Source organism: Bacillus sp. FSL L8-0099, assembly GCF_038006385.1.
GTDB classification, from domain to species: domain Bacteria; phylum Bacillota; class Bacilli; order Bacillales; family Bacillaceae_G; genus Bacillus_A; species Bacillus_A toyonensis.
The window spans coordinates 1638989-1654972 of sequence record NZ_JBBOVC010000001.1 but is presented as its reverse complement, the minus strand read 5'-3'; the positions used below and the strand labels follow the sequence as shown (position 1 = coordinate 1654972).

Below are 15984 nucleotides of genomic sequence, written 5' to 3'. Positions count from 1 at the left end.
ACCTTTTATTTATCTCGTAAGTTTCTTCCAGTCAACGTAAGGAATACTGTTTCTAAGTTTGGAGCCTGTTCCTCTAACGAACGGATTTCAATGTCATGATTAATGAAATGCTGAATAATTTTATTTAAATTGTTTAATCCTGCATCCGAGTTTACTTTAATTACGTTCTCTTCAATTTGAACAGCTTTCACACCGTTTATCTCTTTTAACTGCTCTACATCTAATTTTTCTACCGACTTTACTTCAATCCAAATATCTTTCGTGTCGGTAATAATTGCTTTTAACTGTTCTTTCGTTCCTTCTGCAATCACTTTACCGTGATCTACAATTGCTATTTTCGTACAAATCTCTTCTACTTCTTCCATGTAGTGGCTCGTGTAAATAATGGTACTTCCCATTTCATTTAATTTTCGAACAGACTGGAGAATATAGTTTCTTGACTGTGGATCAATTCCAACTGTCGGCTCATCCATAATAATTAACTTCGGTCTATGAGCGATCGCACAAGCGATATTCAGTCTTCGTTTCATCCCGCCAGAAAAGTTTTTCGGGTAATTTTTATGTTTATCACTAAGCCCCACAAATTGAAGTGCTTCCTCTACTCTCGCTTTTAATTCAGCTCCTCTTAACCCGTAAAGTCCAGCAAAGAATTTCACATTTTCATAGGCATTTAACTCTTCATAAATTGCAATATCTTGCGGAACGATACCAATATTCATCTTCGCAAACCGATTATGCTTCTTTATATTTTTTCCTAATATGCTAATTTCACCTTCATTACTTCTTAACAACCCAGCAATCATATTTATCGTTGTACTTTTACCAGCACCATTTGATCCTAAAAATCCAAATATCTCTCCTTCTTTAATAGATAAAGACATATTATCAACTGCGATGAAATCACCAAATTTTTTCGTTAAATTTTTAATTTCTAATGTATTCATCATTTCACCCCTATTTCGGTTTCTCTGCTATTTATTATAAACAAAAAAAATGAACCTGCTCAGTGCAGAAGTTCATTCTTTTCACATGAGATTATTCACTTTTTTCATATGAGATGATTCATCTTCGTCCCATTCTTTTATATCGGCAGCAACATTGTTACTGAAAAACCACTTGTCCCATCTACAATAATTTTTCCGTTTACTGATGCCGTTCGCTCCTCCATCCCCATAATTCCGAGACCTTTCTTAACGAGAGCTGCACCTTTTCCGTTATCCTTCACTTGTACTTTCACCATCTTGTTAAGTACATGAATATCTATGGAAATGACTGTCGCATCAGCATATTTCATTGCGTTTGTAAGTGCCTCTGTAACATTTTCACCGATAATTTTCCACTGAATAGGAGAAATCATATCTAAGTTACCTTTATATACGAAAGGAATATTTACATCATGCTTACCGGCAAATTCCTCTATGAATAATTTCATACGATGGATACCAATTTGCTCAGTTGGTGGCTTCATATTTTTTAATGTAATGCGAATACTTTCAATTCCATCTTTTGAAATGTGAATTGCATTTTGTAATAACTCGGCAGATTTTTCTTTATCTATTTCCATTAACCTCTTTGCTGCTTCCATTTGAATTAGTGCACCCGTCATCGAGTGGCCAATTTTATCATGAATTTCTTGTGATAGCCGGTTTCTCTCTTCTAACTTAAATGTGTATTCTGATTGCTTTATGTACTCTTTATTTTCATGTAAGCTTTTCGTCAGCCGCTGCATATCTTTTCGCATCTTATCATTTTGTGATTCAAGCTTTAATACACGCGATATATACCGTTCTGCCATAGTTAATACAATGAAAGAAAATGCAACAATTAATCCATATGTCATTCGAATACTTTCATCTGTAAAGATAATAGGAATCATCATAACGATAAAGAGCTGCCATTTCTTCTCTATATATCGAAATACAAGTTCATATAAATTCAATGGTAAAAACAAAATAAAAAGCGGATGAATCTTCCATGTAAATAACATAACTACGCCAATTGACACAGAAGTTAATATGTTTTTGTACGTATCTTTTTTAAATATAGAAATCAGTACGTTTACAGAAAGATATAAAAGCAAAGTAAATATAATCCATGGTAAGTTCGCGACATTTAAATAAATGTAACTAAACACAATATATATAAAAACAATTAATTTACTTACAATTAACCAAAATTCCATATCATTAATCTACTTTCCCTGTTAAGTAATAAATCGCAATTTGTGTGCGATGTTCTAGTCCAGTTTTCCCTAAAACCGATGTAATATAATTTGCGATTGTTCCCTCTGATATGAAAAGCTGCTTTGAAATTTCTTTATTCGAGAAACCTTTCGCAATTAATGCGATAATACTAAGCTCCCTTTCTGTAAAAAGACTCTTATCTATTTTACATTCTTCCTCTTTACTTTCCATTAAATTAGATTTAATTTTATCAAGTACTACATCTTGCATAACAGTTTGACCGTTATACACTCCTTTTATCGCATCACGAATACGTTCCGGATCATTATTTTTTAATAAATAACCTTTTGCTCCGTTTTTTACTGCGTCCAATATATATTCATCATCATCAAACGTCGTTAAAATAAGCGGCTTCGTTTTCGTCTCTTCACAAATTAACTTTGTCGCCTCTACCCCGTTCATGTTTGGCATGCGGACATCTAAAAGCACAATATCGACTTCATGTTTCTTACAATATGCTACAGCTTCTTTTCCATCATTTACAGTATCTAACACTTCAAACTCTTCGTATGTATTTAAAATAATTTTCATGCCTTCTCTAATAAAAGAATTATCATCTGCTATTAATATTTTAATTTTCATGTTTGTTAGTATGGACGTCCTCCTACTAACATTCACATCCTTTCTCCGCGTAACATTTCCTCTTTGCTCATTATATACTCCTTTTTACCATTTTTTCACACCTTTTTTCATATAGCCTCCTTTCTAAAAATATATTATTCTTTTTTTACAACATGTGTAGGGTGACTTATCATTTCTTACGTCTATATAATAGAATGCGTCAAAAAGGAGGGAGAGACCCATTGAGGAAAAACAATTAATTGAAAAAGCACAGCAAGGAAGCGAACATGCTTTTCGTATCCTTGTACAAACGTATCGTCATTATATTTTTCAAGTTATCTTTTCTATTTTAAGACATGAAGAAGATGCGAAAGATGTTACACAAGAAGTATTCGTAAAAATTCACGCCTCTCTCCCAAATTATCAATTTCGCGGATTAAAAACGTGGATGGCGCGTATTGCCACCAATCACGCTATTGATTATAAAAGGAAGAAAGCTAGAGAACACGAAGAACTCTCCTTATGTAAAGAAACTGAGGAAAATATAAAATCCTCTCATAACATTGAAGCTTTACTATTGACGAAAGAGCAAAAATTACTCATTGCTCAAAAACTAAGAGAACTTCCTGAAAATTACCGTGATGTCGTTCTCTCGCATTATTTAGAAGAAAAAAGTTATCAAGAAATTGCTTTGCAGGAAAACATCGAAGTGAAAACAGTCGAAATGAAACTGTATCGGGCAAGAAAATGGATTAAAAAACATTGGAAGGAGGAAGAGTTTCTATGATGCATTATTCAAAAGAAGATTGGCGCAATTATACATTAGATTTTATAGAAAGCAATGAACGTGAATCTATGGAAGAACATCTTTTTGAATGTGATTATTGTTTAGCACTTTATATGGAAAGTATTGATGAACAACATGAAAACCTTCCAATGATAAATGATGATTCATTTACGAACGAAGTTATGACGCAAATTAATTTTGAAACACTACAGTCTAATGAATATATAAAAACAAACTCACTAAAACGCACAATTATTCACTACATAATTGCGACTGCGGCTACAATTATTTTTATGGTAAGTGGTTTATTCCAATATATTTTTACAGCGACATCAAATTTCGAGAAATCTTCAAAACATAACGAGTCTTCTATCTCACAACAAATTGTAAACAAATCGGTGGACACATCAACAAAGGACGGAGGTTCAAAGCATGAATAAAAACCCCTTTTTAGCACTTGTATTAGGGCTAATTCCTGGGCTTGGACATTTATATTTAAAGAAGTTTGGACGATTTATTTTATATAGCGGAGGGGCTGTATTTCTATTTATCTTTGCAGCATTTTGCACAATAGCATTAGGAGAGCGTGATATTGCTTTTCTTTCTCTATTTTTACTAGTCGTGTTATGGGCGATCAATTTATTAGATTTAGTTATCACTATTATTAATCAATCGAAAAAACAAGCGGCCGGAGAATTTACAGAGTCCTCTAAAGAGAGCGAACGATTTTATATCATTCTTCTATCAATTATCCCTGGACTTGGTCATTTTCAATTAGGACTTATGCAACGTGGACTTACATTTTTAGTAGCTTGTACAGGAATTGGAAGTATGATCATTTTCGTTGCCCTTTTAACATCTCAAGAAAGTTTCCTTATCTTTCTCGTAACGTTACCTGTTTTATGGATTTATAATTTCTTCGATGTTGTTCAGCAACTCCAGAAAAAAGAACGCGGAGAGCAACTAGATGACCGTACTATTTTCGAAGAGTTTGAAGAGCATCGAGAACAAGGAAAGAAAAATAAAACATTCGCTTCCATTTTAGCAATGTTTCCTGGAGCAGGACATATGTATTTAGGCTTACAGCGCCGTGGTCTTCAGCTTATGGCAGCCTTTTTACTTTCCATATATTTACTCGACTTATTAAGACTTTCAGCGTTTTTATTTTTAGTACCCATCATTTGGTTCTATAGCTTTTTTGACGCTTTACAGCAAACTGCAAAATACGGAAAAGAACGTGTAAATGACGAACCTATCATTGATTATTTTATCAATCATCAAAGATGGATCGGTATTGGGTTAATTACACTAGGTGGTTATTATTTATTAGATCAAACAGTCCTTCCTATTTTGAATGATTACTTCGCAACTATATTTAACATTCATCTTAGCGAACTATATTATCGCTATTTCCAAACATCTATCGTTGCACTCCTCTTAATTGGTGGCGGCTTTAAATTGTTACTTGGAAATAAAGAAAACAAAGGTGGTACGAAAGAATGAGAACATGGCGCGTTGGAACATTTTCAATGGGGCTTTCTATTATTGCATTAGGTTGCTTCTTACTATTTTCAGTTATAAAAGGTACTGAGGTATTAGATTCCTTAACAGCATGGTGGCCAGTTTTACTTATCATACTTGGAGCTGAAGTTTTACTATACCTTCTATTCTCTAAAAAAGAGCAATCTTTTATTAAATATGATATTTTTAGTATTTTCTTTATCGGCGTTTTAGGAAGTGTCGGAATTGCTTTTTACTGTTTATTATCAACTGGATTACTAGAAGAAGTTCGTCATTCTATTAACACAACGAGGCAAACGAGTAATATTCCAGACGGACAATTTGATATACCTGAATCTATCAAAAAAATCGTAGTAGATGCAGGACATCAGCCTCTAACGATAGAGGGAAATAATACAAATCAAATTCATCTTTTGGGAACTTATGAAATGACGACGAAAGCAAATGAAAAACTCAATTTAAAACGAGATGATTTCCTTTCCGTTCAAACGGCTGGAGAAACGATGCATATCACATTAAAATCATTACCTGTTCAGCATACGTTATTTAACTCGGCACCACAGGTGAAACCAACGCTTGTTCTTCCGCAAAATAAAAATGTGGAAATCCGTGCTTCAAATAACGAACTATCTCTTTATCCAGGTCAATTACAAAATAATTGGTTTGTACAAGAAAGCTCAAGAGTGTCTGTCCATCTTGCAAAAGAGAGTGATGTATCTTTAACAGCAGTAACAAATCAAAAAGAAACACATGGAAACACACCTTGGGAACAAGTTGAAGATTTAACGAAAAAAGAAAATAATACTTCAGAAGAAAATCCAGAATTAATCGACCGAGAACATTGGTATAAAAATTCGATTAAAACTGGAAATGGAACGTACAAATTAAATATTGAGAAAGCTTATAATTTGAATATGAACGTTATCGAAAAATAAGAAAAACCTTCCACAAATGTGGAAGGTTTTTCTCATATAATCGCTTTAATTCCTTCTAAAATTAAGCCAATCATAAATCCGCAAACAGCCCCGTTCACTCGGATCCACTGCAAATCTTTACCGACGTTATTTTCGATCATTTCAATTAATGTTTTATCGTCTAGTTTATCAAGGTTTTCTTGTACAAGTTTTCCAATTTTCGAATGATTCTTTTCAACAAGTGTGACAACTTGCTTTTGTAACCAATCTTCTATTTTTTGAACCGTCACTTCGTCTTCTTTTATTTTATTCATTTGCGTTTGTAAAAATGGAATAACATATGTATCAGCAAATTCTTCTTTGTTTACAAAGGTAACTGCTCTTTGTTGTACTTGCTCCAGCATCTCTTTTATTTTGTCAGTAGCATCCCAATTCGCAATCCACTTTTCTTTCCAATTTTCTAATTCCTGTAGTAAAGCTTCATTTTCTTTTACATTTATAATTTCTTGGCGAATTTTTGATAAGATAAGTTGTCTTGTGCCATTATCTGCATCTTGTAAGCTGTTAATATTGCTAATAATAAATTTCTGCAAAATGCCGCCAATTTTATCTTCATCTACAATATTCATAAACGATTTCAAAGTAAACTGTAAGAATCCATCTACTTTTATGTTTTCCATCGCCTTCATACCTAAGCTTCCAAGCTGGTAACGAGCTTCATCTTGCGCTGTCCAATCTTTCACTTTTACTAATATGTAATCAAGTGTCTTTTCATCATATTCTTGCACAACTAATTGATCAACAAGCACTTGTAAGATGTTACTCGTATTAATTGTATGCAAATATGTTTTAAGTTCTTTTTCAATAATAACAGCTAACTTTTCTGTATCTATTGAAACAATCGCTTTCTCAGCAATCGTTACAATTCCCTTTTTCACAGCATCAGACTGCATTTCTCTCTCAGCAATTTGTAGCACCATTTGCGCTAACTGCATTTCTTTTACTTTATTCGTAATACTTTCTTTCGTCAGCCACTCATTTTCTAACGTATGAATGAGCCCTTTCGTTACTCGTTTACGGTTTTTAGGTAACAAAGCTGTATGCGGAATTGGGATTCCCATCGGATGACGAAATAATGCTGTAACCGCGAACCAATCCGCAAGTCCGCCAACTAATCCAGCTTCAAATCCCCCTTGTATAATCTCTCCAGCTATCGTTCCTTGAAAAGGGATAGAAGCAGCAAAGCCTACTCCCATAACCCCAAGCGAAATACCCGCTATATATTTAGTCTGTAATGACATCGTATACACACATCCTCTTATTATGTAAAATAAAGCTGTTTTGTTATATTTATTCGATATTAGTAATCCTTCATATCTATACTATAAAGAACTATTGTGAAAATAACAAAGATTTTTATGTACATGAAAAAATGAGGCTACAACTAGCCTCATTTTTCTTATATTGTTAATTCCAAACCTTTCTTATAATACCCATTCATCACATCTTCTGGAACCATGCTCCCACCAGTTCCCCACACAATATGAGTACCTTTTTTCACCGTCTCTGTTAACTGTTGCTTTTGTAAATACTCGTTTTCATTTTTACATACATTCACTGGCCCAACCATACCAGCTAATGCAGAAGGCTCTAAATTAATATTTTCCTTATCAGCCAGTTCTTTTAATAATCTATATAACTCTTCATCACTTACTGTGTAATTTCCGTTCAAAAATGGTTCTATCGTTTTACCGACAAATCCAGACGGTCTTCCTACTGCCAGTCCGTCCGCGTCTGTTATATTATCAATCCCGATATCTTGAACGGCGATTTTATCATGAAGTCCTGTCATTAACCCGAGTAACATACATGGAGAATGTGTTGGCTCTGCAAAGAAACAATGGACGTTGTTTTTATACAATAACTTTAAACCAAATGCTACCCCGCCAGGTCCCCCACCTACTCCACACGGAAGATAAACGAATAAAGGATGTTCTTCATCTACTATAATCTCTAACTCTTCTAATTGCTTTTGTAAACGAGATGCTGCTACTGCGTATCCTAAAAATAAATCATGTGAGTTTTCATCATCTACAAAATAACAGCTAGGATCTGCATCTGCTTGCTGACGCCCCTCTTCTACTGCTTTACTATAATCAGCTTCATATTCAATAACATTTACACCTTTATTTCTTAATAAATCTTTTTTCCATTCTTTTGCGTCTGCTGACATATGGACAGTTACGTTAAAACCTAGTTTCGCACTCATAATCCCAATACTTAGCCCTAAATTACCTGTAGAACCTACCGCAATTGAGTATTTTGCAAAAAACTCTCTACATGTGTCACTATCTAAAATAGAATAATTATCTTCCTCTGTTAACATTCCATGCTGCAGAGCTAATTGTTCAGCATGTTTCAACACTTCATAAATCCCGCCCCTAGCTTTAATTGATCCTGATATCGGAAGATGACTATCACATTTTAATAGTAATTTTCCTAGTATAAGTTGCCCGTAATTTTTCTCTAAAGACTGTTTCATTGAAGGTATTTTTACTAAAGGTGATTCTATAATACCATTCGTTTCTTTCGTTTCAGGAAAAACTTTCGCAATATATGGTGCAAAACGCTTTAATCTCTCTTCCGCGTCTTTGACATCTTCTTCATTAAGTGGTGAAGCTGTTATTGCTGTTTCATATTTTTCTATATTCGGGTTTATCCAAAATATTTCTTCTGTTGCAATAAGCTTGTTAACTAATGGATACTCTGCTTTTAATACCTCTATTTCCTTCATTCCGTTTCCTCCTCATATCCTTGTAGCTTGCTATACAATAAATTATAATTAATTTTAATATAGTTTAACATAAATTATTCATTTTAGTTAATTTTAATTTAATTTATTTAAATATAATTTAATAATCATTAAGGAGAATGTTTTATGGAAAATATAGATATTGGTAAAAAGATTGAAAAGCAAAGAAAAGAAAAAGGTTTAACTAGTAAACAACTAGCAAATATGGCTGAAATTACACCATCTATGTTAAGTCAAATTGAGCGTGGTTCTGCTAACCCTTCCATTCAAACGTTAAAGGTACTCGCAAAGGCACTGGATGTTCCAACATTTAGTTTTCTACTTGAAGAAACAAATACAGACGATTTAATCGTGCGCTCTCATAAACGAAAAAAAATGATTATCGATAATTTATCATATGAAATGCTATCGCCTGATTTCACAGGTAATTTAGCAACAGCAATTATGACTGTTCCCCCAAATACTTCTTCATCAGATAATATTCTAGAACATAAAGGTGAAGAATTAGCATTTGTATTAGACGGAACAATTACATTGTATTTAAATGAAGAAGAGTACACATTAGAAACTGGTGATAGTGTAAAAATACCTGCTTATTTAAAGCATAAATGGGTAAATCAATTCGAGAAAAATGCAATTGTCTTATTTTCTGTTACCCCGCCGATTTTTTAATATATAAAATAAAAATAGCCACGCACGGATACTCTCCGTACATGGCTATTTTTATTTTTTCGGCATGAACAAAATGCCTAAACTAATAACACAAAAACTAAGTATTTGCTGTATTGACAGGCCAAATAGAACCGAGTTTTGTTCACTAATAAGCGAAATAACAATATGAGCAGTCCCCTCACAAATTAGAAAAACACTTATATTTTTTCCAGTTCCTAATCTTTCATTTTTCATCCATAACAAACCAATTACACAAAGGGCGAGGATGATCTCGTATGCGAAAATAGGATGATATAAAAATTTAGATTCATATATTTTCATTCCCCATGGTAGTGTCGTTTGTACACCTACTTCTCGATGGAATAGAAAATAAAAGATACTGCTCACGCACAATGCAAAAGGCAATGCATCAAGTAAAATATGAAGCAAAAATTGCTCCTTTTTACTTTTCCAAACAATGTATGCACTCGCAATTATGCCCCCTATTAAAATGTGCTGCATGCTTCCTACAGCTAGTAATGCTTGCAATGGCGACCTAAAAGCCCATACTGGATTTAAAATTGCCGGTGCAAATTTCCATACAAATACGATAATAAGAAACGCATTTGTTACAGCATCCATCATTTTTTCATACGGTACATTTTGATGCTTCATCTTTCGTTTCATCAGCATAAATCCAAATAGACTTCCAATTATAAGAGATACGGGTTGTAACCTCATGATCCACTCCATCGCTGCAAAATCCCCTCTTAACCCTCAATTAATTTTTGAAATTTCTTTTCTAATTGATCTGGAGGTAATACCCCTCGTACATGATCTACTATAATTCCATCTTTATTAACAAAAAATGTCGTTGGTAAAGAAAATACTTTATAATCTAATCCAGCTACTCCATCCATATCTAGAAGAACTGGAAACTCAAATCCATAGCGATCCGCAAATGCAGTTGCTTCTTGTACTGGGTCACTAACAGTTGCATTTACTGCAAAGATTTCAATATCCTTTTTATATTTGTCATAAAAACGAACTAAGTCAGGTGCCTCCATTTCACATGGTCCACACCACGATGCCCAAAAATTAATAATATATGGTTTTCCCTTCGCATCATTTAGCGAATACAACTTTCCATCTAATCCTTTTAATGTTATATTTGGTGCTTTAAACCCTATTTGTGGTAATACTTCTTTCTCTTTTAACTCCGCTTGTTTCGCTTTTCTTTCCTTTTCTTCTTTCTTTGAATTATAAAAGTTAACACCCGCCCAAACGAGTGCTCCTACTAATATAATAGCAATTAGTTTCTTCACTTTTCTTCCTCCTCATTTTTTAAAATCCTGTAAATCCACCAAATAGGCGAATAAAGAACGCTGTAATTTTCGTCATTTGATTTGTATACAATAAAACACCTGTTACAATCATCATTACGCCGCCAATTTTCATCATGACATTGGCATATGTAACAATCCATTTTACCTTCCCAATAAAGAATGCCATCACGAAAAATGGAACCGCAAACCCAAGAGTATACGCTGTAATATAAAGAAGTGCCCCTTCAGGATTCGTCGCGCCAAGCATGAGTACAGCTGAAAATATCGGCCCAACACATGGCGTCCATCCCGCTGCATATGTCATACCGACTAATATCGAACGAATATATCCAGTCGATTTACTTCTATACTGCACCTTTTTCTCTGCCATAAGCCACTTAGGCTGAAACAATCCAGTCATAAATAACCCCATCAAAACAATAAAAACCCCACCAATTTGTTGAATCAATTTTTGGTTAGATGAGAATGTTATTCCAATCCAGCTTACCGACAAACCTAACGCATAAAATATAACCGAAAATCCAATCATAAAAAATACGGTATGTATAATCGCTGATTTTTGCATAATCCCACGATTCTCTTTTAAATCTTGAATTGAAACACCTGTAATATAAGATAAATAAGATGGATATAGAGGTAAAGAGCATGGCGATATAAATGACAATACTCCCGCCCCAGCTACAAGCCAAATTGTTAAATCTGCTGCGTTCATTTTATTCCCCCTAAAAACACTACACCTAGTAGTGTTAATTGTTAAAAAAAGAGGCTATATGCACTCTCCGACAATAAGTACAATCGACATACAGAATAAACCTAGCGTTACATATACCGAATTTGTATGTAACGGGATAGTAAGCTTCACAACTTTTTCATTTAACACTTGCTCAATTCGTAAATTTATTGCTGTTTTTGCAAATGAAGCTGTCACACATCGATTTTCCATTGTCTTTATTTTAATTAATTTTAATAACGCGCTACCTAACTCGAATGAGGATTTCATTTTTTGCATCGCATATTTATCTGCTGCTAACTCTTGATACGTATGGTATCGCTGTAGCAGCCCTTTTAATATCGGGATGTACAACATTCCTTCTGCTAATAACGTAAAACAAAATAATTTTAGTGGATCCCGATTGTTTTGATGATATTCTTCATGAAAAACAATCGCATCAATTTCTTCCTCTGAAAACGTGTGAATTATCCCTTCTGACATGACAACTTTCGGACGAAATAATCCAATTGTAAATGCTGCAATTTCCTCGGTCGGTAATATATATATTTGTTTTCCTTTTCTAATAAAAGGTACAAGTATTTTTTGTAATTTTTTACTATAGAAAAATTGCCGCCAAACTCTTTTGCACACTATCAGTACAGTAAGTAATAATAATCCAGCTATTATGATACGAATCAACGATAGTTCTTTCATATGTTTTTCTAACTGAAACAAGCAAAACTTTGAAAGAAAGAACGCCTTATTTTGAAAAAGAAATGGATATGTAACGTAATACGTTAACATACAAAAAAAGAGAGTACTAACAATTACTGCTAACAATACGATTTTACGCATTTGCCATTTCATTTTATCGATCCTCTTTTTTTAACTGACTCAATTTATCTTCTAATTTTTTTAGTAAAGTCGGATCAGCCTGCTCTAACTCATCTAACATATGATTTACAACTAAATCTCCAAATTCCCCCATTAATTCCTGCGTCATTTTCTTCGTTTGATTGGATAAGAATTCTTCTTTTGTTTGTACAGCATGATATATGCCACTTCTTCTCACAGTCTGTTTTTCTAAGTGTAGTTTCTCTACTAACCTGTTCATAACTGTCATAACAGTATTAAAGTTCACCGGTGATTCTTCACTTAATTTCTGCTGTACTTCTTTAATGGTAATACCTTCAGTGGACCAAACAATCTCCATTATTTTCGCTTCAAGTGGTCCAAAGAAGTGATTTAACCCTTGCTCATTTAACTTATAATTTTGAGTAAACATAGTATGGCTCCTTTCACACTACAGATTGTAGTACAAATTAAATGAAAGGTCAAACACGAATGATATAAACTGCTATCCACTAATTATGAATATCCATTCATTGTAAACCTAACTTCTCTCCAAATGTATCAAATAGATACTGCTCTAATATTTGTACACTAAACTTCTCATTACGCCCAAGTGCAAATAATTCCCGATTTTTCGCTACGATAGTGTCTAACGGAATAGCTACATTATCCACTATTTTTGTAATTTCAATTATATTACTTTTCACATTGACTTCCGTTTTAAATTCAACATTCTCCAATACTATATGTGAACGTCTTCCTGATGCAAAAAAAGTAAAGTTAGGATTTTTAACGACGCCAATTTCACTCTCTAATGCATATAAATAATGAAAAATTATATCTCTATGTCCATCTTTTATTACTTTTTCATCCTTCTCATCATCTAAGTATTCTTTCAACTTCGTTGTAAATTCAAATCGAAAATCCACTTTTTTCACGCTCCTTTTTTCATTCTATACCGAATAAATATATTAATATAACTTTACCATATTGTAATACAAGTTCCTATAAAAAGTAAAAAATACGTTTGTAAAATCCCTAGTATTTCCGACGCCTTTATAAAATATATACACTCATTCAATATTAATTAATGAGTCGTTATATCCATTTAACCATATTGTTTCCATATTTTGAAACAATAGTATGCAATATTATATATCAATAAACTGTTTCTAATTCATCACTCTATATAATCATCGTTCCCTTTACTATTCCAATATATTTAAACTGTATTTTCTCTTTATTCATTACATTAGAGAAGGAATGTAACTCTCTTCTATCGAATTTTTACATAACAAAAATGATTAGGTGGTGCTTTACTATGAAATTAGCTGTCATTGGTGGTGGTGATTTACAAGATTTAAATCACTTTCATATTAATGAACGACTTATAGAATTAACAAATAAACAGTACCCAAAAATATTATTCATTCCAACAGCTAGTCATGATGATGAAAGCTATATAAAATTATTTTTAGACACGTTTGAAAACCAATTCCATTGTGATGTACAAATTTTACGTACAATAACCGATATGCCTTCTAAATATGAAATAGATGAGATGATTCATTCAGCCGATTTCATTTACCTTGGTGGTGGAAACTATGTTGAAATGCTTACACAATGGAAAGAACATAAACTAGATGAGAAATTACTATTGGCTCTCGAGCAAGGAACACTCATTGCAGGGTATAGTGCTGGTGCTATGTGTTGGTTCACATCTAGTATCCGATCAGATTATGAAGGTTCTGGTTATGTAGAAAGTAACGGCTGGGGGATTGTTAACAAAAGGTTTTGCCCACATTATAATCAATTAAATAGAATGAATGCTTTTCATTCCTTTTTACAAAATCACCAAGGTAATATAGAGGGGATTGCACTAGAAGATGATTGCGCTTTATATATTACAGAAGAATCCTTTGAAATTATCGGTGCACCAGAAAAAGCGTGGGAGTTTTATATGAGTGATAAAAAACTTATTAGACAACATTTTGATATCACTTTAAAAAGCTATTTATAAAGTGAAACTTTAATCAGTGGGGGTTTTCTTCATCCCCACTAATTATTAGCCCTCATCAATCAGGCTTTTGCGAGATAAACATACGCTTCAAAAAAATGTCCCTAAGTATAATAACTTAGGGACATTTTCACTATTTAACTAACTAATCGTGTAATTCGTTTCTTCTGCCATGAAAGCTTATAATATGCATACTGTAATATGAGACTAACAATAAATGCTGCTGGGTATCCAATCCATATCCCTTCAATTCCAAGGCTTGTATGGTAAGAAAGATAATATGCTACTGGTACTTCAACTAGCCAAATTGATACAACACCAATAACAGTTGGCCATAATACTGTACCACTCGCTCGCATTGTCGCACTAATAATTTGTGCATGACCGAAAATTAAATAACTCCATAATGTAATCATAACTAAACTATGAGCAATATCAATTGTAGTTTGACTCGTTAAAAATAGTGATAAAATGTCTCTTGAGAACAAGTAAATAAAAGATATTAACATACCACCGATAACATAGTTCATAATAATTCCAGCCTTTACAACTTTCTGCAATCGATCAAATTGATTTGCACCAATTGATTGTGCCGCAAAAATAGAGACTGTAATGCCAAGGCTAACGGCTGGCATTTGTACATAACTGGCAACTTGATTCACGACGCCATAAGCAGCTGTTGCATCCGAACCATAACGATTTACAAACGCGATTACCGCAATTTCAGATAATGAAACTAATATCATATTAATACTCGCTGGAATACCGAGTCGTAGCAATAGCTTTAACAACTCACCATCCATTCGAAGGTATTTCCTTACCGTTCCATCTAGTTGTAGTGGATGATTTTTCTTCTTTAAATACACTAGCATGACAATAAACGTAATAACTGTCGATATAACAGAAGCATATGCTGCTCCATACACATCTAATTTCGGAGCTCCTAACCAGCCAAAAATAAGAATTGGTAATAAGATCATATTTAGCGCTGTACTTACAATTAAAAAGTAAAATGGCGTTTTAGAATCTCCTGTCCCTCTCATAAATGTTGTGTATGCAAAATATAAAAATAATACTGGCATCGATATAAATAAAATTCTTGCATAATGTACACTTATTTCAATTATATTTTCTGGCGTTCCCATTAGACGCATAATATCCATTGCAAAAATACTGCCTATTATCGCCAATGCAATTCCGATAATAAACGTAAATGTAAGTGTCGTACCAACGATAGCTTTTAAACGATCTTCATTTTTAGCGCCAAACGCCTGACCAATTAAAATAGAACTACCCGACCCAATTCCAATTACGAATGAAACGAGTAGGAAAAATAACGGAAAGAATGCTGATATAGCTGCTAAATCATTGACACCAAGCCATCTCCCTACTACGACCATACCAAATAATTGTCCAACTGATTGAAGTACATTACTTAATAATAGCGGTACTAAAAACATAGACATCGATTTCCAAATCGGTTTACTCTCACTTTCTAACTTATGTGACTCCACACCTTCTTTATTGTTATCTGTAGGTGGTTTCAAATTACATTTCTCCTTTTATTA

At 33.4% G+C, this 15984-nt stretch carries 18 protein-coding genes; 6 read left to right on the top strand and 12 right to left on the bottom strand.

Features of this window, described 5'->3' with window-relative positions; genetic code table 11:
* Window positions 1–5 precede the first annotated feature (5 nt).
* The 3 genes from MHH42_RS08710 to MHH42_RS08700 all read right to left on the bottom strand — a co-directional run bounded on the left by MHH42_RS08710 (window position 6) and on the right by MHH42_RS08700 (window position 2825).
* Window positions 6–944 carry an ABC transporter ATP-binding protein gene (locus tag MHH42_RS08710; RefSeq protein WP_001093803.1) on the bottom strand — a complete coding sequence of 313 codons (939 nt, stop codon included), beginning with the start codon at window positions 942–944 and terminating at the stop codon, window positions 6–8.
* A 137-nt stretch (window positions 945–1081) separates the two neighbouring features.
* Window positions 1082–2182, bottom strand: a complete 1101-nt coding sequence (locus tag MHH42_RS08705; protein ID WP_000397635.1) for a sensor histidine kinase — start codon at window positions 2180–2182, stop codon at window positions 1082–1084.
* A gap of 4 nt (window positions 2183–2186) precedes the next feature.
* Window positions 2187–2825: a response regulator transcription factor gene (locus MHH42_RS08700; RefSeq protein ID WP_000694089.1), complete on the bottom strand. Its 639-nt coding sequence runs from the start codon at window positions 2823–2825 to the stop codon at window positions 2187–2189.
* Window positions 2826–3045: 220 nt separating this feature from the next.
* Here MHH42_RS08700 and MHH42_RS08695 point away from each other — a divergent pair, with 220 nt between their 5' ends.
* Genes MHH42_RS08695 through exsE form a run of 4 tightly spaced genes read left to right on the top strand, consistent with a single transcriptional unit; the run spans window position 3046 to window position 6047 of the window.
* Window positions 3046–3591 carry an RNA polymerase sigma factor gene (locus MHH42_RS08695; RefSeq protein ID WP_255258374.1) on the top strand — a complete coding sequence of 182 codons (546 nt, stop codon included), beginning with the start codon at window positions 3046–3048 and terminating at the stop codon, window positions 3589–3591.
* Window positions 3588–4031, top strand: coding sequence for a hypothetical protein (locus tag MHH42_RS08690; protein WP_000972343.1), 444 nt, complete (start codon window positions 3588–3590; stop codon window positions 4029–4031). The genes MHH42_RS08695 and MHH42_RS08690 overlap by 4 nt, the downstream gene beginning before the upstream one ends.
* The gene (locus MHH42_RS08685) at window positions 4024–5094 is read left to right on the top strand and encodes a hypothetical protein (protein ID WP_001039102.1); all 1071 of its coding nucleotides are present in this window, start codon (window positions 4024–4026) and stop codon (window positions 5092–5094) included. The genes MHH42_RS08690 and MHH42_RS08685 overlap by 8 nt, the downstream gene beginning before the upstream one ends.
* A complete protein-coding gene (exsE, locus tag MHH42_RS08680; protein ID WP_079519225.1) occupies window positions 5091–6047 on the top strand; it encodes an exosporium protein ExsE in 957 nt (318 codons plus the stop codon). The genes MHH42_RS08685 and exsE overlap by 4 nt, the downstream gene beginning before the upstream one ends.
* 32 nt (window positions 6048–6079) lie before the next feature.
* Here the strand turns inward: exsE and MHH42_RS08675 are convergent, their stop codons facing one another.
* Window positions 6080–7327 (bottom strand): DUF445 domain-containing protein, encoded by a 1248-nt coding sequence (locus tag MHH42_RS08675; RefSeq protein ID WP_000058290.1) that lies wholly within the window; start codon window positions 7325–7327, stop codon window positions 6080–6082.
* 158 nt (window positions 7328–7485) lie between these two features.
* Window positions 7486–8820 (bottom strand): D-serine ammonia-lyase, encoded by a 1335-nt coding sequence (locus tag MHH42_RS08670; protein ID WP_000658443.1) that lies wholly within the window; start codon window positions 8818–8820, stop codon window positions 7486–7488.
* Window positions 8821–8964: 144 nt separating this feature from the next.
* Between MHH42_RS08670 and MHH42_RS08665 the strand changes: the two genes are divergently transcribed.
* On the top strand, window positions 8965–9510 hold the full coding sequence (locus tag MHH42_RS08665; protein WP_000427659.1) for a helix-turn-helix domain-containing protein: 546 nt from the start codon (window positions 8965–8967) through the stop codon (window positions 9508–9510).
* A 51-nt stretch (window positions 9511–9561) separates the two neighbouring features.
* Here MHH42_RS08665 and MHH42_RS08660 read toward each other — a convergent pair whose 3' ends face one another.
* From MHH42_RS08660 to MHH42_RS08635, 6 genes are all read right to left on the bottom strand, one after another.
* Window positions 9562–10242: a prolipoprotein diacylglyceryl transferase family protein gene (locus tag MHH42_RS08660; RefSeq protein WP_000454793.1), complete on the bottom strand. Its 681-nt coding sequence runs from the start codon at window positions 10240–10242 to the stop codon at window positions 9562–9564.
* 17 nt (window positions 10243–10259) lie between these two features.
* On the bottom strand, window positions 10260–10814 hold the full coding sequence (locus tag MHH42_RS08655) for a TlpA family protein disulfide reductase (protein WP_000733179.1): 555 nt from the start codon (window positions 10812–10814) through the stop codon (window positions 10260–10262).
* 19 nt (window positions 10815–10833) lie between these two features.
* Window positions 10834–11547 carry a cytochrome c-type biogenesis protein CcdA gene (gene ccdA, locus MHH42_RS08650; RefSeq protein ID WP_000990446.1) on the bottom strand — a complete coding sequence of 238 codons (714 nt, stop codon included), beginning with the start codon at window positions 11545–11547 and terminating at the stop codon, window positions 10834–10836.
* 54 nt (window positions 11548–11601) lie between these two features.
* Window positions 11602–12414: a M56 family metallopeptidase gene (locus tag MHH42_RS08645; protein ID WP_000871944.1), complete on the bottom strand. Its 813-nt coding sequence runs from the start codon at window positions 12412–12414 to the stop codon at window positions 11602–11604.
* Between the two features lies 1 nt (window position 12415).
* Window positions 12416–12832: a BlaI/MecI/CopY family transcriptional regulator gene (locus tag MHH42_RS08640; protein WP_000495072.1), complete on the bottom strand. Its 417-nt coding sequence runs from the start codon at window positions 12830–12832 to the stop codon at window positions 12416–12418.
* A gap of 97 nt (window positions 12833–12929) precedes the next feature.
* On the bottom strand, window positions 12930–13328 hold the full coding sequence (locus tag MHH42_RS08635) for a DUF3942 family protein (protein WP_000347531.1): 399 nt from the start codon (window positions 13326–13328) through the stop codon (window positions 12930–12932).
* Window positions 13329–13720: 392 nt separating this feature from the next.
* Between MHH42_RS08635 and MHH42_RS08630 the strand changes: the two genes are divergently transcribed.
* Window positions 13721–14419 carry a peptidase E gene (locus MHH42_RS08630; RefSeq protein WP_000762103.1) on the top strand — a complete coding sequence of 233 codons (699 nt, stop codon included), beginning with the start codon at window positions 13721–13723 and terminating at the stop codon, window positions 14417–14419.
* Between the two features lie 134 nt (window positions 14420–14553).
* Here MHH42_RS08630 and MHH42_RS08625 read toward each other — a convergent pair whose 3' ends face one another.
* Window positions 14554–15963 (bottom strand): MATE family efflux transporter, encoded by a 1410-nt coding sequence (locus MHH42_RS08625; protein WP_340893165.1) that lies wholly within the window; start codon window positions 15961–15963, stop codon window positions 14554–14556.
* Between the last annotated feature and the right edge of the window lie 21 nt (window positions 15964–15984).

What these genes read in the sequence shown, in the direction of transcription:
- MHH42_RS08670 (WP_000658443.1), bottom strand. Translation starts at nt 8,820, where the DNA reads ATGAAGGAAATAGAGGTATTAAAAGCAGAGTATCCATTAGTTAACAAG.
- MHH42_RS08710 (WP_001093803.1), bottom strand. Translation starts at nt 944, where the DNA reads ATGAATACATTAGAAATTAAAAATTTAACGAAAAAATTTGGTGATTTC.
- MHH42_RS08645 (WP_000871944.1), bottom strand. Translation starts at nt 12,414, where the DNA reads ATGAAATGGCAAATGCGTAAAATCGTATTGTTAGCAGTAATTGTTAGT.
- exsE (WP_079519225.1), top strand. Translation starts at nt 5,091, where the DNA reads ATGAGAACATGGCGCGTTGGAACATTTTCAATGGGGCTTTCTATTATT.
- MHH42_RS08675 (WP_000058290.1), bottom strand. Translation starts at nt 7,327, where the DNA reads ATGTCATTACAGACTAAATATATAGCGGGTATTTCGCTTGGGGTTATG.
- MHH42_RS08690 (WP_000972343.1), top strand. Translation starts at nt 3,588, where the DNA reads ATGATGCATTATTCAAAAGAAGATTGGCGCAATTATACATTAGATTTT.
- MHH42_RS08630 (WP_000762103.1), top strand. Translation starts at nt 13,721, where the DNA reads ATGAAATTAGCTGTCATTGGTGGTGGTGATTTACAAGATTTAAATCAC.
- ccdA (WP_000990446.1), bottom strand. Translation starts at nt 11,547, where the DNA reads ATGAACGCAGCAGATTTAACAATTTGGCTTGTAGCTGGGGCGGGAGTA.
- MHH42_RS08700 (WP_000694089.1), bottom strand. Translation starts at nt 2,825, where the DNA reads ATGAAAATTAAAATATTAATAGCAGATGATAATTCTTTTATTAGAGAA.
- MHH42_RS08685 (WP_001039102.1), top strand. Translation starts at nt 4,024, where the DNA reads ATGAATAAAAACCCCTTTTTAGCACTTGTATTAGGGCTAATTCCTGGG.
- MHH42_RS08660 (WP_000454793.1), bottom strand. Translation starts at nt 10,242, where the DNA reads ATGGAGTGGATCATGAGGTTACAACCCGTATCTCTTATAATTGGAAGT.
- MHH42_RS08640 (WP_000495072.1), bottom strand. Translation starts at nt 12,832, where the DNA reads ATGTTTACTCAAAATTATAAGTTAAATGAGCAAGGGTTAAATCACTTC.
- MHH42_RS08665 (WP_000427659.1), top strand. Translation starts at nt 8,965, where the DNA reads ATGGAAAATATAGATATTGGTAAAAAGATTGAAAAGCAAAGAAAAGAA.
- MHH42_RS08705 (WP_000397635.1), bottom strand. Translation starts at nt 2,182, where the DNA reads ATGGAATTTTGGTTAATTGTAAGTAAATTAATTGTTTTTATATATATT.